This window comes from Streptomyces manipurensis, assembly GCF_049570255.1.
Lineage (GTDB): Bacteria > Actinomycetota > Actinomycetes > Streptomycetales > Streptomycetaceae > Streptomyces > Streptomyces manipurensis.
This window is the reverse complement of record NZ_CP186950.1, coordinates 3,309,352-3,330,842: the sequence shown is the minus strand read 5'-3', so window position 1 is coordinate 3,330,842 and position 21,491 is coordinate 3,309,352. Positions and strand designations below refer to the sequence as shown.

The following is a 21,491-nucleotide window of genomic DNA, read 5'->3' as shown; positions in this document are numbered from 1 at the left end:
GTCAGTCCCGGGCGCGGCGGCGCAGGAGCCGCTTCGCCCCGAGGACCAGCACCAGGCCCCCGGCCAGGACCAGGGCGCCCTTGCCGAAGCCGCCCGTCGGTTCCGGCGCGGGGTCGGCCTGCGCGGGCGCGCCCGGCTGCGCGGACGGGGAGCCGGCCCCCGGCGGGGGCGTGGCGGCGGGCACCGGGACGGCGACGACCCGGCTGTTCGCACCCTCCGAACCGAACATCAGTGTGGAGCCGTCCGGGGTGTACGTCACCGACTCCGCCTGCCCCTGCCAGGGCGCGTCCACCCGCTCGCCCTCACCCACCGGACGGCCGTCCTTCCACGGCCAGGTCCGGGCCGTGAAGTAGCCCCGCAGGGTCAGCCGGGTGCCGTCGGGCGAGAACGCCCCGTCCGTCACCCAGGGCACGTCGGCGACCCGCCGGAAGACGTTCGCCGCGCCCGTGGACAGCTCGGCCGGACCCTCGTACAGGCCGCCCCGGCTCTCGTGCTTGCTCGCGATGTACACCCGCCCGGTCACCGGATGGACCATCAGGGACTCGGCGTCCCGCGGCCCGTCCTCGTACCGGACCGTGAACTGCGTTGCCCTGACCGTGACATCGCGCAGCTCCTTCGGCTCCTGGAAGCGGTAGATCCACACGTGGTCCCAGGTCCCGCCGCGGTTGTCCCCGATGTCGCCGACGTAGAGCTGCCCGTCCGGCCCCAGCGAGATCGCCTCGACGTCGCGCGGCGTGCCCGCCCCGGTCATCGTCACCCGGGCCACCGTCCGGCCCGTCGCCGAGTCCACCGCGTAGACGTACGGGCCGTCCTCGCTGTCGTTGTGCGTCCAGTAGACCCCCGGATGGATCCGGCTGGCCGCCAGCCCGCTCGACTCCTTGATCCTCGGGTCGGAGAGGGTGAACGAGGACGGCGCGGGCGGCCCGGCGGCGAAGGCCGCCGGCCCGGCGGACGCGGCGAGGACGACGGCGACCGCGACGGCGGTGGCGGACGGCAGGGGCAGGCGCATCCTCCCAGCCTGCCAGTACGTGCCGCGTGTCCGGCGTCACAGGGGCTTCGGTCGTGCCATCCGCGATGATGACCGGATGCGTTTCATGTTCGTCGGCGACTCCATGACCATCGGACGCGCCGGCGACTACACCTGGCGCCACCGGATGTGGCAGCACCTCGACGCGGCCCCCGACGGCCCCCACCGGATCGTCGGCCCGCGCCACGAGCTCTACGACACCGCCGCCGACGCGGCCGTCAGCCACGCGTACGCCGACCCCCGTTTCCCCGGCCACGCCCGCCGCCATCTGGCCGGCTGGGGCGAGGGCTGGCAGCACATGGCCCCGGTCATCGGCGACGCCGTCGCCGCCCACCGCCCGGACGTCCTTCTGGTCTCCCTGGGCCTGATCGACCTCGGCTTCTACACCGACGCCGACCAGACCGCCGCCAACGTCCGCGCCTTCGTCGCGGCGGCCCGCGCGGCCGGACCGGCCCTGCGCATGGTGCTGCTGCCCGTCATACCCAACAGCCGGGCCGAGGAGGACGCACCCTTCGCGGCCGAGGTGGCCCGCTTCAACGAGCTCCTCGCGAAGACCGTCGCCGACCTCACCACCGACGCCTCGCCGATCCTGCTGGCCGCGCGCCCGGAGGCGTACGACATCCACCGGGACACCTACGACGGCACCCACCCCAACGCCTCCGGCGAACACCGGCTGGCGGGGGAGTTCGCGGCGGTCCTCCACCAGGCCTGGGGCATCGCGGGTCCCTACCGCCCCGCCCGCGACACGTAACACCACCTTCACGGACGGGTCTTGCCTGGAGTCCCCTCGAAGCAGTTGGCTGGTGACCCATGAAGTACACACAGCTCGGACGCACCGGTCTCAAGGTCAGCCGACTCGTGCTCGGCACGATGAACTTCGGCCCGCAGACGGACGAACCGACCAGCCACGGCATCCTGGACGCCGCCCTCGACGCGGGCCTGAATTTCGTCGACACCGCGAACGTGTACGGGTGGGGCGAGAACAAGGGCCGCACCGAGGAGATCATCGGAACCTGGTTCGCCCAGGGCGGCCGCCGCCGCGAGAAGACGGTGCTCGCCACCAAGGTCTACGCGAGCATGGCCCCCGAGGGGGAGACCTGGCCCAACTACGACCGCCTGTCGGCGCTGAACATCCGGCGGGCCGTCGACGCCAGCCTCCGGCGCCTCCAGACCGACTACATCGACCTCTACCAGTTCCACCACATCGACCGGCACACCCCGTTCGAGGAGATCTGGCAGGCCGTCGAGGTCCTGATCCAGCAGGGCAAGATCCTCTACGCCGGCTCCTCCAACTTCCCCGGCTGGAAGATCGCCCAGGCCAACGAGACCGCCGCCCGTAACGGCCGCCTCGGCCTGGTCAGCGAGCAGTGCCTCTACAACCTCGCCGAGCGGCGCGCCGAGATGGAGGTCATCCCGGCCGCCCAGGAGTACGGGCTCGGCGTCATCCCGTGGTCCCCGCTGCACGGCGGCCTGCTGGGCGGGGTCATCAAGAAGGAGGTCGAGGGCGGGCGACGGGCCTCCGGCCGGTCCGCCGACGCCCTCGCCAACAGCACCGTCCGCGCGCAGGTGCAGGCGTACGAGGACCTGCTCGACAAGCACGGCCTGGAGCCGGGCGAGGCCGGGCTGGCCTGGCTCCTGACCCGCCCCGGGGTCACCGGCCCGATCGTGGGCCCGCGTACGCAGGAGCAGCTCGACAGCGCGCTGCGCGCCGTGGAGCTGGAGCTGGGCGAGGAGGTCCTGACGGGCCTCGACGAGATCTTCCCCGGGCCGGGGGCGTCCCCGGAGGCGTTCGCCTGGTAGCCGGCCGGCCGCCGGCGGGTCCTACTGGCCCACGGCGGCCGCCACGGCCACGACGAGGAACATCAGCACGAGCACACCGGCCATCACACGGTTTCTGGTCTTGGGATCCACCCGTCGAGCCTAACGCGGCAGCCCCTGCATCGTGGACGCAGGGGCTGTTGCCGTGCTCGGGTGCGCTACGGGCCGTGGCGTGGGTCACGGCGCACCGCCCGGGGGCGGCGGCGCGGAGCGGTCACTGCCAGCTCATGTCGCCGTTCTGGGCGGCGACCGGCGGCTTGACGGCGGTCAGGGGTGCCGCGGAGGCGACGGCGGGGGCACCGAGGACGACGGTGAGGGCGACGACCGCGGCGGCCTGGAAGATACGGGTGATGCTCATGATGTCCGGTTTCCCTTCGGAGAGCCCTGAGGCTGGAGGTGGGTTCCCGGTCGGTCCAGCGTCCCGCGGTGGCGCTGTCCCGTTCCGGTGAGACATAGCTAAGCCGCAGCTCAGCGGGGGGTGAAGGGGTCTCGGCTGGCCCAAACCGGTCGTGTCCGGTTGAGGACAGGGACCCGTCCCGGCGGCCGGAGGCCGGAGCCTTTCCGTCCGCCTCCCGCCCGCTTCCCGTCCGCTTCTCCGACGCCTCCCTCCGTCTCCCGGACGTCCGGCACGGGCGTCCACCGGCGAGCCGTCAGCCCGTGCGCTGCTCCAGCAGCGACAGCGGCATCAGCGGCACACCGACGTCCAGCAGCCGCGCCCGCGGCAGCACGCGCGCGCCGAGCATCCGGCGGCACACCGCCTCGGCCCGCAGCTCGGCCTCCTCCAGGGAATCGGACAGCAGGTAGAAGCCGAGCGTGAAGTGCTCGGCGGACTGCGGATGCACCGCGAGGTGCTCGACCCGGTCCCCCGGGCTCAGGCCCGCGCGGGCCGTTTCGCGCAGGTCGTCGGGGACTTCCGTCGGAGGGACCGTCCGCAGACGGGCATGGACGAGGTACATGGGTCCACCGTGGCCCCTCCGGGCCCCGGCGGGAAACCGGACGCGCTGGCCGTTTGTGGTCGTGGACACAACGGGCCAGCCGGGCCCGTCTCTGAGATGATCTTTCCCATCGAAGTACCAACGGGGTGGGGGGAACCACATGTTGACCGAACTCGGACTCGATGCCAGAGCCGAAAACGTCTACCGGGCCATGCTCATCGATCCCGGATCGGGAGTCGCGGCCCTCGCCGCGACCCTCGGTGTCGGGGAGGACGAGGTGCGCGAGGCCCTCGACCTGCTCAGCGAACTCGCGCTCGTCCAGCCGTCCGCCGACGACAGCGGCCGGCTGCGCGCGGTCTCCCCGGACATCGGGATGGAGATCCTCATGGCCCGGGGCCAGGCGGAGCTGGCCGCCCAGCAGCAGCGGCTGGAGGCCTCCCGGGCCGCCGCGGCCCGGCTGATCTCCGAGTACTCGCAGCTGCGCCCGGCCGACCGGCACCCCGGCGTCGAGCAGCTCATCGGCCTCGACGCCGTCCGGGACCGGCTCGTCGCGCTCACCCGGGACACGAAGGACGAGCTGCTCGCCTTCTCCCCGGACGCCACGCTGAGCGAATCCGCTCTGACCGCCTCCCGCCCGCTGAACAGGACGCTGCTCGAACGCGGGGTGCGGATGCGCACGGTCTACCTGGACAGCGTGCGCAACAGCCGCCCCTCCGTCGAGCACGCCAACTGGCTGACGGAGCTCGGCGGCCAGGTCCGTACGGTGGCCTCGCTCCCGACGCGGATGCTCATCGTGGACCGTTCCACGGCGCTGATCCCGGTGAGCGACGACTCCTCGGCGGGAGCCGTCGTCCTCACGGGCCACGGCATGCTCGTCGCCCTGTGCGCGCTCTTCGAGTCGACGTGGGCGACGGCGCAGCCGCTCGCCGAGGTGGCCGTCCTGGGGCCGGACGGCCTGACCGCGCAACAGACGACCGCCGTACGGCTCCTGGCGGAGGGTCACACGGACGAGGCGATCGCCAAGCGGCTCGGGGTGTCCTCGCGCACGGCCCGGCGCATCGCGAACGAGCTGATGGAACGCCTCGGGGCGCGCAGCCGCTTCGAGGCCGGCGTGCGGGCGGTCCAGGAGGGCTGGCTCCCCGCCCGCCCGTAGGCGCCGCCCGCGGCGTCCCGTCACGGGGACACGGCCGCCCGGTGCGATCACGACAGTGGTCGCACCGGGCGGCCTTTTTCGTGGGCGGTCCGCGACGAGGTCCGCGACGAGGGCCGCGGCGAAGTTCGGGACAAGGGCCGGAACGAGGTTCGGGACAAGGGCCGGATCGGGCCACCGTGGCCAGGACCGGCCATGTCCGTTTCGGGCCAACGGATACCCCTTCCACCCGCCCCGACCAGCGGCGAATCTATTGCCTGTCGCCGGGAAAGCCCGCCGGGGACAAGCCCTGAAAGCCCAGAACGGACGCCACCGCGGGACGTCCACGGGTGACGGGGGACAGCCACCCCACCTCTTCGATTCGGAAGGAACAACCACTCCCATGCGTACTGGAATCCTCCGGGCCACCGCGGTCGTCGCCCTCACCCTCGGGATCACCTCCGTCGCACCGATGGCCTCCGCCCACGCCCCCGCCCACCCCGTACCGGTGGCCGGAACGGCGGGCCCGGCCGGTCCGGCGGGCCCCCCGCTCACCGCGGTGCCGAACCCCCGCTGACCTTTCCGGCCGCGCCGCGAGGACCCGTGACCCGGGACCCGCCCGCCGCCTCCCGGCACCACTGCCGCCCCGTACCGACGCCGTACCCCGGGACCGCTGTACCTGCAGGACAGCTGTCCGTCCGCGCCACCCCGAACGTCACGCAGCACCCCGCACCACCGCCGGTCGAGCCCGCGCTCCCGGCCACCAGACCTCACGACCCACCAGAACCGGAGCACCGCCATGTCCCGAACCCTGCCCAGGACCCGCCACGCGGCCGTCGCCGCCCTGATCGCCGGAGCCGTCGCCGCCGGCACCGTGGTCGCCGTCGACTCCGCGGCCGTCGCGGCCCCCGCGGCCGTCACCGCCACGCCCGCCGCGAACCCCGACTTCGGCAGCCCCGGCCAGGGCCCCGAGCAACCGGTCGACGAGGAGGTCCGGGCCACGGGCTTCGCCGCCGCCGCCTCCGCGAAGATCAGCCGGAGTTCGGTCATCGCCCGGGCCAAGAGCTGGGTCGGGATAGGCCTCGACTACGACTGGGACGGCCACCACCGCGGATACCGCACGGACTGCTCGGGCTTCGTCTCCATGGCGTGGGACCTGGACTTCCAGCCGGCCACCAACACCTTCGCCTCCCGCGGCGTCACCGAGTCGATCACCAAGTCCGAACTCAAGCCGGGCGACGCCCTCCTGGACGACGACGCGGGTGCGGGCGGCCACATCGTCCTCTTCGAGAAGTGGGCCAACTCCGACCGCACCCAGTACTGGGGCTTCGACTTCACCCCCAGCGGCGTCCACCACCGCGTCTACGACTACCCGTACTACCCGGGCTACGGCCCCTACCAGCCCGTCCGCTACAAGAACATCGCCGACGACGTGACCACCCCGCCGGCCCCCGCGCCCGGCATGACCGACCTCGTCGCGGTCAACCTCAACGGCGACGCCGTGGACGACGTGGTCGGCGTCGAGGCCTCCACCGGCAAGCTGTGGCTCTACAAGGGCGCATCCAACGGCACCATCGCCTCCGGCGGCAACCGCGTCGAGATCGGCTCCGGCGGCTGGAACGGCATGTCGAACCTGGCCGGCGGTGACTACACCGGCGACGGCAAGGACGACATCGTCGCGGTCGAGGAGGCCAGCGGGAAGCTGTACCTCTACCCGGGCAACGGCAGCGGCCTGAACTCCCGCAAGGAGATCGGCTCGGGCGGCTGGAACGGCATGACCGACCTCATGGGCGGTGACGTCAACGGCGACGGCAAGGCCGACGTCGTCGGCGTCGAGAAGTCCACGGGCAAGCTCTGGCTCTACAAGGGCAACGGCGCCGGATCCGTCGGCGGCGGCAGCAGCCGCGTCATGATCGGCAGCGGCGGCTGGAACGGCATGCACGACCTGGTCGGCATGGACATCAACAACGACCGCCGGACCGACGTCGTCGGCGTCGAGCGCTCCACCGGCAAGCTCTTCCTCTACACCAGCGACGGCACCGGCCTGAACTCCCGTACGGAGATCGGCTCGGGCGGCTGGAACGGCATGACCGACCTCACCGGCGGCGACTTCACCTCGAACGCGAACGACGACCTCGTCGGCGTCGAGACCGCCACCGGAAAGCTCTACCTCTACCCGGGCACCGGCACGGGTCTGGGGGCGCGCAAGGAGATCGGCTCCGGCGGCTGGTAGCCCCGGCCGGACCGGAGCACGCGGCGGGGACGGGACCTGCGTCCCGTCCGCCCCGGCTGCTCCACCTCTCCCCGCTCTCCTTCGCACCACCCCTTCCCTGACACCTCTTTGGCACGCTCGTGCCGGTTTGGAAGCACTCCCATGTCTGTCGAGACCACCTCGTCCCTCTCCCGCTTCATGTCCCGCCGGGTCCGCATCGCCACCGGCCTGGTCTGCGCCACGGTCGCCGCCGTGGCCCTCTCGGCCGGCGGTGCGAACGCCGACGGCGGCCCGGAGGACCCGCACGGTGACATGACCGAGCTGACGGCGACCGACCTCGGCCTGCCCGAGGGCCCGCAGCCGTCGGCCATGGCGGCCGCGGGCGGCGACGGGCGCCCCGACTTCCAGATGCCGTTCAAGTGCGGCGAGACCTGGCAGGGCGCCTCCCGTGACGGCCACAGCCCCAGCCGCCACGCCCTCGACTGGACCCAGGGCGGCTCGACGGCCAACTCGCCCGTCGTGGCCAGCGCCGACGGTGTCGCCAAGGTCGTCGACCTCGGCAACCGCAGCTACGGCAAGTACGTCGCCATCAACCACGGCGGCGGCTGGACCACCGTCTACGCCCACCTCAACGGCTTCAACATCTCCAACGGCGCGACCGTCAAGGCCGGCCAGCAGATCGGCGTCGTCGGCAGCACCGGCAACTCCACCGGCGCCCACCTCCACTACGAGCAGCGCTACTGGGGCGACGACCAGCGCACGGTCTTCAACGGCAGCGCCTTCTACGGATCCGGCCGCTGGTCCAAGTCGCTGACCAGCAAGAACTGCGCCACCAAGACGCCGGAGCCCCTGCCCATCGGCCCCGGGCCGGGCCCCGAGGACCCGATCGGCATGACCGACCTGGCCTCCGCCGACCTCAACGGCGACAACGTGGTCGACGTCGCCGCGGTGGAAGTGGCGACCGGCAAGCTGTGGCTCTACAAGGGCGCGTCCAACGGCACGATCGCCTCCGGCGGCAACCGCGTCCTGCTCGGCGCGGGCGGCTGGAACGGCATGACCAACCTGACCGGCGGCGACTTCAACGGCGACGGCAAGGACGACATCGTCGCGGTGGAGGAGTCCACCGGCAAGCTGTGGCTCTACAAGGGCGGCGACAACTCGACGATCGCCTCGGGCAGCACCCGCGTCATGATCGGCAGCGGTGGCTGGAACGGCATGGAGAGCCTGACCGCGCTCAACCTCAACGGCGACAAGATCGCCGACCTGGCGGGCGTGGAGAAGGCCACCGGCAAGCTGTACCTCTACCCGGGCACGTCCACCGGCGCCCTCGGCGCCCGCAAGGAGATCGGCTCCGGCGGCTGGAACGGCATGTCCAACCTCACCGGCATGGACCTCAACAACTCAGGCCGGCAGGACCTGGTCGCGGTGGAGAAGTCCACGGGCAAGCTGTTCATGTACCCCGGTGACCGCGGCTACCTGAGCCCGCGCATCGAGATCGGCTCGGGCGGCTGGAACGGCATGTCCGACCTCATCGGCGGCGACCTGCTGAACTCGCAGCTGTCGGACGACCTGATCGCCGTCCAGAACTCCACCGGCAAGCTCTTCCTCTACCCGGGCACCGGCTCGGGCGGCCTGGGCGCCCGCAAGGAGATCGGCACCGGCGGCTGGTAGGCACCCGCACCGGCCCCCGCGGCCGTACCCGTACGACATCGTGAAGGCATGACACCGTGAAGCGGCCCGTCCCCGTCAGGACGGGCCGCTTCGGGCGTTGTCGGCCCCGGCGGCCCCGGCGGCCCCGGCGGCCCCGGCGGGTCAGCCGGTCAGCGGCCAGGCCCCCACCGTCTCGTACCGCGGCTGCTCGCCCCGCACCCCGCCGACCGGCAGGTTGCTGCGGACCAGGCTGAGGGTGTCCACCTGCCAGGGCGTGCCCTCGAACCCGGCGAGGGCGTCCACGTACGGCTCCAGCGGTGTCGCGCCGTGCCGGCTGCGGGCCAGGGTGAGGTGCGGGGTGTACCGGTGGTGCTGCTCCATGGGGACGCCGGCCCGCCGGGCGGCGGCGTCGGCGCGCTCGGCGAGCATCCGCAGGGCCGGGAGCTCGCCGGCGGCGCCCGCCCACAGGGCCCGGTCCCCGAAGTGGCCGCTGCCGTGCACGCGCAGCACGAAGGGCGCCGTACGGTGGGCGGCGCGCTCCAGGCGGGCGTGCAGATCGGGGAGCAGCTCCTCCCGTACCTCGCCCATGAAGGCGAGGGTGAAGTGCCAGCCGGCCCGCGCGGTCCAGGTCAGCCGGTCGTCGTGGACGGGGTCGACGGCGGCGGCCAGCTCGGCGACGGCCGTCTCGGGCGGCAGGACGGCGGCGAACAGTCTCATGCGGGGAGCGTAGCCGGGTGCCGCGCCGCGCCCCGGGGCTCCACGCCCCGGGGCGGCGGGCTTCAGGCCACCTTGACCAGCTCGGGGCGGTGCGCGACGGCCGGTACGAAGGTCAGGCCGCGGCGGTCCAGGCGCAGCCGCAGGTTCCCGACCCGGGCGAGGACCACCGCGATCGCCACGGAGGCGGCCAGGGAGATCAGGGCGCCGGAGGCCATGCCGATGCGGGCGCCGTAGGTGTCGGTGATCCAGCCCAGCAGCGGGGCGCCGAGCGGGGTGCCGCCCGTGAACACCATCATGAACAGGGCCATGACCCGTCCCCGCATCTCGGGGGCGGTGGCCATCTGCACGCTGGAGTTCGCGGTGACGTTGACGGTCAGCCCGAAGACGCCGATGGGCACGAGCAGCGCGGCGAACAGCCAGAAGCCGGGCGCGAAGGCCGTCACGAGCAGCAGCACCGAGAACAGGGCGGCGGCGGCCACCAGCACCCGCAGACGGGACTGGCCGCGGCGGGCGGCGAGCAGGGCGCCCGCGAGGGATCCGGCCGCGATCAGGGTGTTGAAGAGCCCGTAGGTGCCCGCGTCGCCGTGGAAGACGTCGCTGACGAAGGCCGACAGCCAGATCGGGAAGTTGAAGCCGAAGGTGCCGATGAAGCCGACGAGGACGATCGGCCAGACCAGCTCGGGCCGGCCGGCGACGTAGCGCAGGCCCTCGCGCAGCTGGCCCTTGGCGCGGGGCCGGGGCTCGACCGGGTGCAGCTCGTGGGTCCGCATCAGTAGCAGCCCGGCGATGGGCGCGGCGAAGGACAGGCCGTTGAGCAGGAAGGCCCAGCCGGAGCCGACGGCGGTGATCAGCACACCGGCGATGGCGGGGCCGACGAGCCGTGCGGACTGGAAGTTGGCCGAGTTCAGGCTGACCGCGTTGGCGACCTGGTCCTTGCCGACCATCTCGGGGACGAACGTCTGCCGGGCGGGGTTGTCCACGACCGTGACGAGGCCGAGGGCGAAGGCGGCCAGGTAGACGTGCCACACCTGGACCTGTCCGGCCAGGGTGAGGGCGGCGAGCGCGAGGCCGGTCAGGCCCATCGCGCTCTGGGTGGCGAGGAGCAGCGGCCGCTTGGGCAGCCGGTCGGCGAGTACGCCGCCGTAGAGGCCGAACATCAGCATCGGCAGGAACTGCAGGGCGATGGTGATGCCGACGGCGGAGGCGGAGCCGGTCAGGGACAGGACCAGCCAGTCCTGGGCGATGCGCTGCATCCAGGTACCGGTGTTCGACACGACCTGGCCGGTGGCGAAGAGCCGGTAGTTCCGGATCCTCAGCGAGCTGAACATCCCGCCCCGGCCCGCGCCGGGGGGTGCCCCGAGGTTCTTGCCCGCCCGTGCCGCGGGGTGCGCGGCGCTGGTGGTGGTGGATATGTGGCCGGGTGCGGAGTCTGCTCCGTTTCCCGTACTCAAAAGCGTTCGCCTCCTGGCGTCGTTCCTACAGGTGCGCGAGCTTCTCCAGGACGGGTGCGGCCGCGCGCAGCTTGGCCCATTCGTCCTCGGTCAGCTCGGCCGCGAGCCCGGCCAGGAAGGCGTTGCGCTTGCGGCGACTCTCCTCGAGCATCGCTTCGGCCTCCTCCGTCTGGCGGACCACCTTCTGGCGGCGGTCGTCGGGGTGCGGTTCCAGCGTGACCAGTCCCTTGGCCTCCAGCAACGCGACGATGCGGGTCATCGACGGCGGCTGGACGTGCTCGCGCCGGGCCAGTTCGCCGGGGGTGGCCTGGCCGCAGCGGGCCAGGGTGCCGAGGACCGACATCTCGGTCGGGCTCAGCGACTCGTCGACGCGCTGGTGCTTCAGGCGCCGCCCCAGCCGCATGACGGCGGAGCGGAGGTCGTTCACGGCGGCAGCATCGTCGCCATGGGAGAGGTCAGGCATGTATTTAGAATAACTCATTACTCTCTCTAAAGAACACCGGGTTTTCCCGGCCGTGCCCGCGGTCATGCACGCGGTAGGTGCCAGATCACTCGTACGGGTGAGTCGGCGGCCGAAAGTGACCCGCGTGCGCACCCCGTGCCCCGACTCTTTCGCCATGGGGACACATGTGCTCAGCATGCGCATAGACGGGGAGCTCCTCGAGAGGCTCCGGATCCATGCCGCCAAACGCGGAATGAGCGTCCAGGACTATGTGGTCCGGACGCTCATTCGCGACGACTTCGACGAGCGCTTCAAGGCGGCCGTCGACGAGACGGAGAAGTTCTACGGGCTGACCTGAGCCGGTGGCTCGGGCCCGTTCTCCGGGCAGTGCCTACGCGAGGCCGAGGGCGGGCATCGCGTAGTAGAAGACGAACACCGCCGACACCACGTACAGGGCGGTGGGGACCTCGCGTCCCCGGCCGGTCGCCAGGCGCAGCGCGCAGAAGCTCACGAAGCCGATGCCGATGCCGTTGGTGATCGAGTAGGTGAAGGGCATCATCACCATGGCCAGGAAGGCCGGGACGGCGATGGTGAAGTCGCTCCAGTCGATGTCCCGGATCGAGCCCGCCAGGATCAGGAAGCCGACCGCCACCAGGGCGGGCGTGGCCGCCTGGGACGGGACCATGGTGGCCAGCGGGGTCAGGAACAGCGCCACGGCGAAGAGACCGCCGGTCACGACGTTCGCCAGGCCCGTACGGGCGCCCTCGCCCACGCCGGCCGTGGACTCCACGAAGCAGGTGGTGGCCGAGGAGGACGTCGCGCCGCCCGAGGCGACGGCCAGGCCGTCGATCAGCAGGACCTTGTTGATGCCGGGGAACTCGCCGGTGGTCCGGTCGATCAGCTTCGCCTCGTCGCCGACGCCGAGGATGGTGCCCATGGCGTCGAAGAAGCAGGACAGCAGGACCGTGAACACGAACAGGACGCCGGTCAGCATCCCCACCTTGCCGAAGCCGCCGAAGAGGCTGACCTGGCCGACGAGCCCGAAGTCGGGCATCGCGACCGGGTTGCCCGGCCAGGCGGGGACGGTGAGGCCCCAGCCCGAGTCGGGCAGGTCGGCGACGAGCTGCACCACGACCGCGACGAGGGTCATCGCCACGATGGAGATCAGGATCGCGCCCGGCACCTTGCGGATCAGCAGCGCGAGCGTGAGCAGCACGCCCACCACGAAGACCAGGACCGGCCAGCCGTCGAGGTGACCGGTGCCGCCGAGCTGGAGCGGGACCGTGGTGTGCGCGGCGTCCGGGATGCGCGAGACGAAGCCGGAGTCGACCAGCCCGATCAGCATGATGAACAGGCCGATGCCGATGGCGATGCCCTTGCGCAGCCCCAGCGGGACGGCGTTCATGACGCGCTCGCGCAGCCCGGTGGCCACCAGCAGCATCACCACGAAGCCGGCCAGGACCACCATGCCCATCGCGTCGGCCCAGCTCATGCGGGGGGCGAGCTGGAGGGCCACGACGGTGTTCACGCCGAGTCCGGCGGCGAGCGCGATCGGGACGTTGCCGATGACGCCCATGAGGAGGGTGGTGAAGGCCGCCGTCAGGACGGTGGCCGTCACGAGCTGGCCGCCGTCCAGCTGGTGGCCGTACATGTCCTTCGCGCTGCCCAGGATGATCGGGTTCAGCACGATGATGTAGGCCATCGCGAAGAAGGTCGCGAAACCGCCGCGGACCTCGCGGGCGATGGTCGAGCCGCGCTCGGAGATCTTGAAGTAGCGGTCCAGTCCGCCGGAGGGCCCCTGTGGGGAAGGCTCCGGGGTGAGGGATGCGGGGGCGGGGGCCGGGGTGCTCATACGGTCCTCATTGGGTGGTTCATACGAAGAAAATGGGCCGCGCCCAAAACCGTTTCAGTATGAACACATAAGAGAAAGGGCGTCCATCTCCGCGCGTAGACAGCAGGAGGCCGGGGCGCCGACCCCGCCCGCGGGGGCCCGCTTAAACTTGCCGCATGGCCAAATGGACTCCGAAGCACGAGGCGCCCGAGCCCCTTGAGGGCCCCGTCGTCGCGACCGTCACCGGTGGCACGATCCTGTGGTTCGCCCTCTTCCTGGTCCAGCTGCCCTTCTACTCGTGGTTCGCCGACCGCGGCCAGCTGTGGTGGGTCTGGACCTGCGCGGCCGGCGGATTCCTCGGCCTCATCGGCATCTGGTACGTCCGCGGCCGCGACGCCGCCCTCAAGCGCCACGCCGCGGCCCGGGCCGCGCAGGGCGACGGCGAGGCGCGGGGCGACGGACCCGACGTGCGCGACGGACGGCCCGGCACCGCCTGACCCTCCGCCGACGGCCGACCCACCGGCACCGGCCCTACCAGGGGACGATTCGGGTCATCCCGAAGTCGCATCTTCCGACTTCTCGGCGGGTGAAGCCCGACAACCCCGCTTACCGTCGGAACCATGACGGAGCGGGCGAGGATCGACCATGACGGGCGGGAGCCGGCCGGCGGTCCCGGCACGGCCATCGACGCCGGGGCGGAGCTGGACCCGGTACACCCGGTACGGCCGCCGGCGCCCCGGTTCAAACCGGGCGGGCTCACCACCGCCGAGGTCGCCGAACGCGTCGCGCGCGGCGACGTCAACGACGTCCCCGTGCGCTCCTCGCGCTCGACCGCCGACATCGTCCGCGCCAACGTCTTCACCCGCTTCAACGCGATCATCGGCGTGCTGTGGCTGATCATGCTGATCGTCGCGCCGATCCAGGACAGCCTCTTCGGCTTCGTGATCATCGCGAACACCGGCATCGGCATCATCCAGGAACTGCGCGCCAAGAAGACCCTCGACGGCCTCGCCGTCATCGGCGAGGCCAAACCGAGCGTCCGCCGCGACGGCCGCACCGCGGAGATCTCCACCTCCGAGATCGTCCTCGGCGACGTCATCGAACTCGGCCCCGGCGACAAGGTCGTCGTCGACGGATCCGTCGGCGAGGCCGACGGCCTGGAGATCGACGAGTCCCTGCTCACCGGCGAGGCCGACCCCGTCCTGAAGAAGCCCGGCGACCCCGTCATGTCCGGCTCGTTCGTCGTCGCCGGCGGCGGCGCCTTCACCGCCACCAAGGTCGGCCGCGAGGCCTACGCCGCCCAGCTGGCCGAGGAGGCCTCCCGCTTCACGCTCGTCCACTCCGAGCTGCGCTCCGGCATCTCCACGATCCTCAAGTACGTCACCTGGATGATGATCCCCACCTCCATCGGGCTCATCATCAGCCAGCTCGTCGTCAAGGAGAACAACTTCAAGGACTCCGTCGCCCGCACCGTCGGCGGCATCGTCCCGATGATCCCCGAGGGCCTCGTCCTGCTCACCTCCGTCGCCTTCGCGATCGGCGTGATCCGGCTCGGCCGCCAGCAGTGCCTGGTGCAGGAACTCCCCGCCATCGAGGGCCTCGCCCGCGTCGACGTCGTCTGCCTGGACAAGACCGGCACCCTCACCGAGGGCGGCATGGACGTCACCGAGCTGCGGCCGCTCGGCGGCGCGGACCCCTCGTACGTCAAGAAGGTGCTCGGCGCCCTCGGCGAGTCCGACCCGCGGCCCAACGCCAGCCTCCAGGCGATCATCGACGCCTACCCCGACAGCGCCGAATGGCGCTGCACCGAGTCCCTGCCCTTCTCCTCCGCCCGCAAGTACAGCGGCGCCAGCTTCAGCGAGGGCGACGGCGAGAACAACACCTGGCTGCTCGGCGCCCCCGACGTGCTGCTGCCCGCCGGGGACCCGGCCCTCGACGAGATCAACGACCTCAACGAACAGGGCCTGCGGGTCCTGCTGCTCGCCCGCTCCGCCCGCGAGCTGGACGACGAGGACGTGGCCACCGGGGTCAAACCCACCGCCCTGGTCGTCCTGGAGCAGCGGCTGCGCCCCGACGCCGCCGACACGCTGCTCTACTTCGAGGACCAGAACGTCAAGGCCAAGGTCATCTCCGGCGACAACGCCGTCTCCGTCGGCGCGGTCGCCGGCAAACTGGGCCTGCCCGGCGCCGAGAACACCGTCGACGCCCGCAAGCTGCCCACCGGGCAGGAGGAGATGGCGGAGGTCCTCGACGCGAACTCCGTCTTCGGACGGGTCACCCCGCAGCAGAAGCGGGACATGGTCGGCGCCCTCCAGTCCCGGGGCCACACCGTCGCGATGACCGGCGACGGCGTCAACGACGTGCTCGCCCTCAAGGACGCCGACATCGGCGTCAGCATGGGCTCCGGCTCCGAGGCCACCCGCGCCGTCGCGCAGATCGTCCTGCTGAACAACAGCTTCGCGACGCTCCCGTCCGTGGTCGCCGAGGGCCGCCGGGTCATCGGCAACATCACGCGCGTGGCCACCCTCTTCCTCACGAAGACGGTCTACTCGGTGCTGCTGGCCATCCTGGTGGTCTGCTCCCAGGTCGAATACCCCTTCCTGCCCCGCCACCTGACGCTGCTGTCCACCCTCACCATCGGCATCCCGGCCTTCTTCCTGGCCCTGGCCCCGAACAAGGAGCGGGCCAAGCCGCACTTCGTCAAACGCGTGATGCGGTACGCCATCCCCGGCGGTGTCGTCGCGGCCACGGCGACCTTCGTGAGCTACCTGGTCGCCCGCCACCACTACACCGGCCCGGAAGCCCTGAACGCCGAGACCAGCGCGGCCACGCTCACCCTGTTCCTGACCTCGATGTGGGTCCTGGCGATCATCGCCCGCCCGTACACGTGGTGGCGGGTCGCCCTGGTGGGCGCGATGGGCCTGGCCTTCCTGATCGTTCTGGTCGTGCCGTGGCTCCAGGAGTTCTTCCAGCTCAAGCTGGTCGGCACCACCATGCCGTGGATCGCGGTGGCGATCGCGGCGGCCGCCGCGGTCCTGATCGAGTTCACCTTTCGCTGGGTCGACCGCAGGTTCCCGGCCTGAGGGCCGCGCCGTACCCGGGGGTGACGGGGTTCGGCGCGGGGCCCTGATCCGAAGGGACTTCGACGACACGAGCCTAGGCCAGGCCGTCCGCCCGGAGTCCCTCCAGGACGGCCTGGCCCACGGTGTGCACCGCGGACGCGGGGCGGAGCATGACCGTGAACTCCTTGATCCGGCCGGCCTCGTCGAAGTGCAGCATGTCGATGCCGTGAATGTCCTTGCCGTCCACGGTGGCCCGGAACGGCAGGACCGCCGCCGGGGCCTGCGTGCCGTCCGCGCTCGTCCCGGCCGCGCCCTCGAAGTGGCCGACGTAGCGAAGGTCCCCGAGGACCCGCACCAGGACCCCGAAGAGCCCCAGCACCATCGGCCGGCCCTCGAAGGGGCGGAACTTCACGGGGCTGTAGAACCGGATGTCCTCGGTGAACAGGTCCTCCAGCGCGGACAGGTCGCGCTTCTCCACGGCCGTGCGGAAGCGTTCGGCGGTCTCCATGACGGACTCCACGGTTCCTCCTGGACTCATACTCAAGGAATTGACTACTCAGATTCGTGCGTATCATGCGGGGGAGTACCGGGAAAAGGGAAGGGGCAGCCGCGATGGCCTTGCGACATGCCGTACTGGCGGCGCTGCTGGACGGCGAGTACAGCGGCTACGAACTGGCGAAGTCCTTCGACATCGGCGTCGCGAACTTCTGGCACGCCTCCCCCCAGCAGCTCTACACCGAGCTGGCCAGGCTGGAGAAGGAAGGCCTGGTCGAAGGCCGGCAGGTGGTCCAGGAGACCCGGCCCAACAAACGCCTCTTCCGGGTCACCGGCGCCGGCCGCGACGAGCTGGAGGCCTTCGCGGCCGCCGCCTGCAAGCCCTCCGTCATCCGCGACGACCTCCTCGTCAAGGTCCAGAACGCCGACCGGATCGGCACCGCCCCGGTGATCCGGCAGCTGGAGGAACGCGCCACCGCCGCCGACGCCAAGATCGACCTCCTCCGCCGGGTGCTGCGCAAGATGCGCGGCGACCTCGACGAGGAGGACTTCCTGCGCCACGGCGACGCCATCGGCGCCTACCTGACCGGTCTGCGCGGCATCGCCTTCGAGGAAGGGCACCGCGACTGGTGCCGCCGCAGCGCGGACATCCTGCGAGAGAGGCCGACCACCCGTGCAGAGCACTGACTACCGGCGCTACGTCGCCCTCGGCGACAGCCAGACCGAAGGCCTCGGCGACGGGGACGACGTCCGCGGACTGCGCGGCTTCGCCGACCGGTTCGCCGACCACCTGGAGGCCGCCCGCCCGGGCCTGCTCTACGCCAACCTCGCCGTACGGGGACGGCTGGCCTCCCAGGTCCGCGCCGAACAGCTGGCCCCCGCCCTCGCCCTGCGCCCCGACATCGCCACCGTCGTCGCGGGCGTCAACGACGTGCTGCGGCCCCGCTTCGACCCGGCAGAGGTCGCCGGGCACCTGGAGGCCGTCTTCGCCGCCCTCACGGACGCCGGAACGCACGTGGCGACCGTGACCTTCCCCGACCTCGGCAAGGTCGTGCCCCTCGCCCGGCCCCTCGCGCCCCGCCTGACCGAACTCAACGGGCTCGTCCGGGCCGCGGCCGCCCGGCACGGGGTCACCGTCGCCGAGACCGCCCTGCCGGAGGCCGTGGCCGACCCGCGCATGTGGACCGACGACCGGCTCCACGCCAGCTCCCTCGGACACGAACGCATCGCCGCCGCCCTCGCCCACGCCGTCGGCCTGCCGGGCAGCGACGACACCTGGACGCACCCGCTGCCGCCGCGGGCCGTCGCCACGCCCGGAGCGGCCGTCGCGGCCGAGCTGCGCTGGGCGGCCGCGTTCCTCGGCCCCTGGCTGGGCCGCCGCCTGCGCGGCCGCTCCTCCGGCGACGGCCGGACCGCCAAACGCCCCGACCTGCTCCCCCTCACAGCCCCCGGCCCCGCCGGCCCCTGAGCCCGACCGCCGCGGGCACCCCGGCCGCGGGCACCCCGGCCGCGTGCCCGCGGTCCCACCGGCCCCGATCCGCCGACCGGGTCCTAGTCGAACCAGCGGTCGCGGGCCAGTTCCGCCGTGCGGGACGGGTCCTCCAGGAGGGCCGCCACCTCGAAGCGGCGCGGCCACTGGCCCGCCGACCAGGCCAGGCCCGCCGCCACGCCCTCCAGCGTCGACGCGTGCAGGGTGCCGTCCGCGGTGAGCCGCCAGTCCAGCTCCGTACCGCCCGCGACCAGCTCCTCGTGCTCCACGTACGTCACCGGTGTCGCCGGGCCCAGCAGCACCCGCACCGCATCGGGGACCTCGTGCACCTCGCCCGGTGTGGTCACCTCCGCCGGCACCGTCTCCGACAGCCGCCGCACCTGCAGCAGGTCCGCGAGGTCCGCCGCCCGCGACGGGGTCACCGGCAGCAGCGGCAGGCCCGCCGCCAGAGGCAGCAGGTCCGGGGCGTCCGCGATGACCGCGTCGGCCGCGTCCACCACGACCACCTCGCCGTCCACCACCGCCCGCAGCTCGTCCGGCAGGGTCACCTGCTCCGGGTCGAGATCGGCCAGCGCCCCGTACAGGCCGTACAGCTGCCGGTCCGTCACCTCCCGCTCCGGATCCGCGAGCCGGCCCAGCAGCTCGGCCGCGCCGCCCGGCTCGTCCAGCAGCGCCGGTACGGACGTCCGGACGCCGAGCGCCCGCAGCACCTGCTCGTCCTCGAAGCCGGTCGCGTCCGCCGGGGTGTACAGCCCCTCCAGCAGCGGATCGCCGCCCGCCGCCCGCAGACCCGCCGGACGGCGCCCCTCCAGCACCGGGTGGTCGCGCAGCCACCAGGCCGTGTACGGGCGCACCGACTGCGTGGTGCCGTCCGGCAGCAGGACCCGCACCGGCTGCGTCAGCGCGTCCCGCAGCGGCGGCTGTGCCAGCATGGCCAGGGCCTGCGGCCAGCAGTCGTCGTCGACGAGGTCCAGATCGCGGACCGCGACCAGCTCGGTGGCCACCGGCGGCACGGGCAGCTCCGGCAGCCGGTCCAGCAGGTCCTCGCACCACACGTCGACGGCGTCCAGCAGCCCCGCGTCGTCGGGCTCGGCGAAGTCACCGTCCCGCGGCTCCAGTTCGTCCGGGTCGAGCACCACGTCCGCGGCACGCACCAGCTGGAACGTGGCCAGCACCCCGCAGGCCGTCAGCGGGCCCTCGCCCCACCGCTCGGCCAGCTCGGCGTCCACGTACGGCACCTCGTCCTCGCGGATCACCGAGGCCAGCGGCGAACCGGGCAGCAGCAGTTCACCCGCCGGGGTCGGCTCGCCGTCCTCGTCCGGGAGGGCCAGCGCACCCAGCCAGGGCTCGTCGCCCGGAGCCAGCTCCGCGTCCCGGACCAGCCCCAGCACCACCTCGGCCAGCTCCTCGGCGTCCAGGGCGTCCGCGTCCTCGTCCCACACCTCCCCGGCGTCCAGGGAAGCGGCGACCGCCGCCCGCACCTGCGGGGTCGTCAGGACCGCGCGCGCCGTCGCCGGGAGCGCCCCCAGCTTCTCCAGCAGCGGGTGCGCCGCCTCCGGATGCGCCACCTTCAGCCCCAGCCGGGCCAGGTCCGCGGGCGTGTCCTCGTACGGGAGCAGGACGTGGCGGGGGCCGATGGTCGTACGGCCGTCCGCGAGCGGCACCGGCAGCCCGGACAGCCGGTCCGGGTCCACCCCGGCCAGGCTGTCGTAGAGCCGGTGCCACCACTCCGGGGTCCGCTCGATGCCCGCGATCCGCTCGATGGCGTCGCCCAGCGGCAGCCGGCCCACCCCCAGCGCGCGCAGCTCGGAACGCCGCTCCAGGCCGGCCGGCAGCAGGGTCGGCAGCACCTCGGCGAGGACGCGCACGGTCTCGGCGCCCGCGCCCTCCACCACCTCGGCCTCGAAGGGGCGCAGCGCGGCGCGCTCCTCCGCGTGCTCGGGCGGGGCCGCGGGCGCCAGGAAGGCCGTACGGGGCAGCCGGCGCAGCACGGCGGCGCGCAGGGCGCCGTCCAGCTCGCCCTTGCCGAGCGGGCCGGGCACCAGGTCGACCAGGCCCGTGCCCACCGGGTCCCAGGTGCCGAGGAGTTCGGCGTACGCGTCGGCCGCGCGCTCCACGAGGAAGTCGAGCAGCGGACCCGGCGCCGGGTGGCGCCGGGTGGTGTCCAGCGGCAGCGTCGCGATGAGCAGGGCGGGAATGCCCAGCGGCTCGTCGGTGGGGGTCGGCGCGTGCACCACCGGGGCGGTGTCCGGACGCAGCGGGGAGCCCTCGGCGTCGACGGGCACGGCCCAGGACACCGTCCAGGCGGGCCGCAGCCGTTCCTCGACGGGCCGGTCGGCGAGCAGCGCCCGCTCGATGGGGCCGCCGTGACGGACGGTGCGCCAGCGGTTGGTGCGCGTACCGGCGGCCGTGGTGTCCTCGACGACCGTGTACGGGCCCTCCTCGCGCCGGTACAGGGTGCGGGAGGCGCCCGGGGTCTCCACGACCACCTCGCGCAGCCCGGGCAGCGTCAGCAGCAGCGCGTCGTCGATGCCCGCCAGCAGCCGCTGCGCCAGGTCCTCAGCGGCGGCGTCGCGCAACGGCAGCACCACCACCGTGTCGTAGCCCTCGGGCGCGGTGCCCTCGGCGGGCAGCGGCAGGCGCAGCAGCGGCACGTGACCGTCCCGCCGGCGCAGCTCGTCGCCGAGGCCGGGACTGCCGACGGCGGCCTCCCGGGCCAGCTCGCGGGCCTCGGCGAGGGACCAGCGCACGCCGCCGTGGCGGCCCAGCACCGCCGGCTCGTCGGAGACGGCCAGGACGGCGGCGAAACCGACACCGAAACGGCCCACGCTGTCCCCGGAGGGCTCGCGCTTCGCGGAGGCGCGCAGGGTGCTCAGCGACTCCACGCCCGTCGCGTCCAGCGGGGCGCCGGTGTTGGAGACGGCCAGCAGGGCGGGCCCGTCCGCGTTCTCGTGCAGGGTCAGCCGCAGCCGGCCGGGGACCCCGGCACGGGCCGCCGCGTCGGCGGCGTTCTGCGCCAGTTCCACCACCAGCCGGTCCCGGTAGCCGCCGAGCGCGAGGTCCTCCTCGGCGTTGGCGTCCTCACGGAACCGGGCGGGGCCTGCGCCCCATGCGTCCAGCACCCCGCGCCGCAGCCGGGCCGTGCCGAAGGGGTCCACACCGCTCTGGGCCGCCGTCACTCGCACGCTCACGCCGCTGCCTCCACAATTCGCCGCCGGAACTCCTGAAGGTAT

The 21,491-nt window shown here is 72.8% G+C and carries 20 protein-coding genes; 11 read left to right on the top strand and 9 right to left on the bottom strand.

The window, feature by feature from the left end; all coding sequences use genetic code 11:
- Position 1: 1 nt before the first annotated feature.
- Entirely contained in the window at positions 2-1,009 is a 1,008-nt protein-coding gene (locus tag ACPU2J_RS15255; RefSeq protein WP_423833446.1) for a WD40 repeat domain-containing protein, read from the bottom strand.
- Between the two features lie 76 nt (positions 1,010-1,085).
- On the opposite strand from ACPU2J_RS15255, the gene ACPU2J_RS15250 reads away from it, so the two are divergent.
- Together ACPU2J_RS15250 and ACPU2J_RS15245 are read left to right on the top strand one after the other, a co-directional pair.
- The gene (locus tag ACPU2J_RS15250) at positions 1,086-1,778 is read left to right on the top strand and encodes a GDSL-type esterase/lipase family protein (RefSeq protein ID WP_361596023.1); all 693 of its coding nucleotides are present in this window, start codon (positions 1,086-1,088) and stop codon (positions 1,776-1,778) included.
- Positions 1,779-1,837: 59 nt separating this feature from the next.
- Positions 1,838-2,827, top strand: coding sequence for an aldo/keto reductase (locus tag ACPU2J_RS15245; protein ID WP_361596026.1), 990 nt, complete (start codon positions 1,838-1,840; stop codon positions 2,825-2,827).
- Between the two features lie 232 nt (positions 2,828-3,059).
- Here ACPU2J_RS15245 and ACPU2J_RS15240 read toward each other — a convergent pair whose 3' ends face one another.
- Positions 3,060-3,203, bottom strand: coding sequence for a hypothetical protein (locus ACPU2J_RS15240; RefSeq protein ID WP_420080435.1), 144 nt, complete (start codon positions 3,201-3,203; stop codon positions 3,060-3,062).
- A 292-nt stretch (positions 3,204-3,495) separates the two neighbouring features.
- Positions 3,496-3,801, bottom strand: coding sequence for a hypothetical protein (locus tag ACPU2J_RS15235; protein ID WP_361596032.1), 306 nt, complete (start codon positions 3,799-3,801; stop codon positions 3,496-3,498).
- 139 nt (positions 3,802-3,940) lie between these two features.
- Between ACPU2J_RS15235 and ACPU2J_RS15230 the strand changes: the two genes are divergently transcribed.
- From ACPU2J_RS15230 to ACPU2J_RS15215, 4 genes are all read left to right on the top strand, one after another.
- Positions 3,941-4,933, top strand: a complete 993-nt coding sequence (locus ACPU2J_RS15230) for a helix-turn-helix domain-containing protein (protein ID WP_420080436.1) — start codon at positions 3,941-3,943, stop codon at positions 4,931-4,933.
- A gap of 379 nt (positions 4,934-5,312) precedes the next feature.
- Complete coding sequence (locus ACPU2J_RS15225; protein ID WP_365083018.1) at positions 5,313-5,486, top strand: hypothetical protein; 174 nt, start codon at positions 5,313-5,315, stop codon at positions 5,484-5,486.
- 222 nt (positions 5,487-5,708) lie between these two features.
- Positions 5,709-7,142: an FG-GAP-like repeat-containing protein gene (locus ACPU2J_RS15220; protein ID WP_423833445.1), complete on the top strand. Its 1,434-nt coding sequence runs from the start codon at positions 5,709-5,711 to the stop codon at positions 7,140-7,142.
- Positions 7,143-7,283: 141 nt separating this feature from the next.
- Positions 7,284-8,792 carry a peptidoglycan DD-metalloendopeptidase family protein gene (locus tag ACPU2J_RS15215; RefSeq protein ID WP_420080438.1) on the top strand — a complete coding sequence of 503 codons (1,509 nt, stop codon included), beginning with the start codon at positions 7,284-7,286 and terminating at the stop codon, positions 8,790-8,792.
- A gap of 141 nt (positions 8,793-8,933) precedes the next feature.
- On the opposite strand, the gene thpR is transcribed toward ACPU2J_RS15215, so the two are convergent.
- The 3 genes from thpR to ACPU2J_RS15200 all read right to left on the bottom strand — a co-directional run bounded on the left by thpR (position 8,934) and on the right by ACPU2J_RS15200 (position 11,402).
- Complete coding sequence (gene thpR / locus ACPU2J_RS15210; RefSeq protein ID WP_420080439.1) at positions 8,934-9,488, bottom strand: RNA 2',3'-cyclic phosphodiesterase; 555 nt, start codon at positions 9,486-9,488, stop codon at positions 8,934-8,936.
- A 62-nt stretch (positions 9,489-9,550) separates the two neighbouring features.
- Complete coding sequence (locus tag ACPU2J_RS15205; protein ID WP_420080440.1) at positions 9,551-10,939, bottom strand: MFS transporter; 1,389 nt, start codon at positions 10,937-10,939, stop codon at positions 9,551-9,553.
- Positions 10,940-10,964: 25 nt separating this feature from the next.
- Positions 10,965-11,402 (bottom strand): MarR family winged helix-turn-helix transcriptional regulator, encoded by a 438-nt coding sequence (locus tag ACPU2J_RS15200; RefSeq protein WP_030662370.1) that lies wholly within the window; start codon positions 11,400-11,402, stop codon positions 10,965-10,967.
- A gap of 154 nt (positions 11,403-11,556) precedes the next feature.
- On the opposite strand from ACPU2J_RS15200, the gene ACPU2J_RS15195 reads away from it, so the two are divergent.
- Positions 11,557-11,739: a ribbon-helix-helix protein, CopG family gene (locus tag ACPU2J_RS15195; RefSeq protein WP_183067875.1), complete on the top strand. Its 183-nt coding sequence runs from the start codon at positions 11,557-11,559 to the stop codon at positions 11,737-11,739.
- A gap of 33 nt (positions 11,740-11,772) precedes the next feature.
- On the opposite strand, the gene ACPU2J_RS15190 is transcribed toward ACPU2J_RS15195, so the two are convergent.
- Positions 11,773-13,233: an NCS2 family permease gene (locus tag ACPU2J_RS15190; protein ID WP_420080441.1), complete on the bottom strand. Its 1,461-nt coding sequence runs from the start codon at positions 13,231-13,233 to the stop codon at positions 11,773-11,775.
- Between the two features lie 155 nt (positions 13,234-13,388).
- On the opposite strand from ACPU2J_RS15190, the gene ACPU2J_RS15185 reads away from it, so the two are divergent.
- Both ACPU2J_RS15185 and ACPU2J_RS15180 read left to right on the top strand, forming a co-directional pair.
- Positions 13,389-13,709: a DUF2530 domain-containing protein gene (locus tag ACPU2J_RS15185; protein WP_420080442.1), complete on the top strand. Its 321-nt coding sequence runs from the start codon at positions 13,389-13,391 to the stop codon at positions 13,707-13,709.
- A gap of 123 nt (positions 13,710-13,832) precedes the next feature.
- On the top strand, positions 13,833-16,295 hold the full coding sequence (locus tag ACPU2J_RS15180; RefSeq protein ID WP_420080443.1) for a cation-translocating P-type ATPase: 2,463 nt from the start codon (positions 13,833-13,835) through the stop codon (positions 16,293-16,295).
- A 73-nt stretch (positions 16,296-16,368) separates the two neighbouring features.
- Here the strand turns inward: ACPU2J_RS15180 and ACPU2J_RS15175 are convergent, their stop codons facing one another.
- Positions 16,369-16,782 (bottom strand): nuclear transport factor 2 family protein, encoded by a 414-nt coding sequence (locus tag ACPU2J_RS15175; protein WP_361596107.1) that lies wholly within the window; start codon positions 16,780-16,782, stop codon positions 16,369-16,371.
- A gap of 104 nt (positions 16,783-16,886) precedes the next feature.
- On the opposite strand from ACPU2J_RS15175, the gene ACPU2J_RS15170 reads away from it, so the two are divergent.
- Together ACPU2J_RS15170 and ACPU2J_RS15165 are read left to right on the top strand one after the other, a co-directional pair.
- Positions 16,887-17,456, top strand: coding sequence for a PadR family transcriptional regulator (locus ACPU2J_RS15170; RefSeq protein WP_389079354.1), 570 nt, complete (start codon positions 16,887-16,889; stop codon positions 17,454-17,456).
- Positions 17,443-18,237 carry an SGNH/GDSL hydrolase family protein gene (locus ACPU2J_RS15165; RefSeq protein ID WP_365499136.1) on the top strand — a complete coding sequence of 265 codons (795 nt, stop codon included), beginning with the start codon at positions 17,443-17,445 and terminating at the stop codon, positions 18,235-18,237. Before ACPU2J_RS15170 ends, ACPU2J_RS15165 begins: the two co-directional genes overlap by 14 nt.
- Before the next feature lie 83 nt (positions 18,238-18,320).
- On the opposite strand, the gene ACPU2J_RS15160 is transcribed toward ACPU2J_RS15165, so the two are convergent.
- Positions 18,321-21,449 carry a sacsin N-terminal ATP-binding-like domain-containing protein gene (locus ACPU2J_RS15160; RefSeq protein WP_420080445.1) on the bottom strand — a complete coding sequence of 1,043 codons (3,129 nt, stop codon included), beginning with the start codon at positions 21,447-21,449 and terminating at the stop codon, positions 18,321-18,323.
- Positions 21,450-21,491: the final 42 nt, after the last annotated feature.